Annotated in this window: 1 protein-coding gene; it reads left to right on the top strand. The window is 61.9% G+C overall.

Features of this window, described 5'->3' with window-relative positions:
- Window positions 1-168: 168 nt before the first annotated feature.
- A partial coding sequence (locus tag AC066S_RS38915) for an IS5 family transposase (RefSeq protein ID WP_478271920.1) occupies window positions 169-1,031 on the top strand: 863 nt, incomplete at its 3' end.

The following is a 1,031-nucleotide window of genomic DNA, read 5'->3' as shown; positions in this document are numbered from 1 at the left end:
GTCGGTTGTGAAGAACACGCAAGCCGTTGAGAGAGAATCGATTTTTGGCGAACAGACATGGTTCTGTTCGCAGGATTTCGGCGGGTGAGCCCGCAGTTTCTTGCAAATTGCTCTTGGGCGATCGCTGTGATTCTGTCGCGGCGGGCTAATCAACGACGGGCAATTGCAATGCGGCCGAAGGCGCGGCGGGAGAGCGGACAGAACGATCTGTTCAAGGCGAGGCTCGATCAAATCGTCGATCCGGACCATGCGCTGGTCAGACTGTCGGGCTCGATCGACTGGCGGTTCCTCGAAGACCGGTTCGGCGCGGTCTATGACGATGATCCCGGCAGGCCGCCATTGCCGACCCGCTTGATGGTTGGGCTCGCCATCCTCAAGCACATGCACGACCTCTCGGACGAAGGGTTGTGCGAGCGCTGGGTCGAAAATCCCTACTATCAGCTGCTTTGCGGCGAAGAGTTCTTCCAGCACCGGCTGGTGTTCGACCGCTCCTCACTGACGCGCTGGCGGCAACGGATGGGCGAGGATCGCCTTGCGGTATTGGTTCAGGAGAGCCTCTCTGCCGCGGTGCGGCTGGGCGCGGCGAAACCCACCGACTTCACCCAGGTCATCGTCGACACCACGGTGCAGGAGAAGGCGATCGCATTCCCGACCGATGCTCGACTGATGCATCGGGCGCGCGAGAGGTTGGTGCGGTTGGCGAAGGCGACCGGCGTTGAGCTGCGCCAATCCTACGTCCGCGTCGGCAAGATCGCACTGATCCGACATCAGCGCTACGCCCACGCCAAGCACTTCAAGCGGGCGAACCGCGCCTTGCGCACGATTAGGACCATGCTGGGCCGCGTGATCCGCGATATTGGTCGCAAGATCGCGGATCGGCCGCAGCTGGAGGACGTCTTTGCGTTGCCGCTGTCGCTGGCCCGGCAGGTCCGCGAACAGCGGCAACGGCAGCGCGGCAAGAAAATCTATTCGTTGCACGCGCCGGAGGTCGAATGCATCGGTAAGGGAAAAGCTCACAAGCCCTACGAGTT

It is taken from the genome of Bradyrhizobium sp. CFUWI, from assembly GCF_056429085.1.
This window is presented reverse-complemented; position numbering and strand designations above follow the sequence as displayed.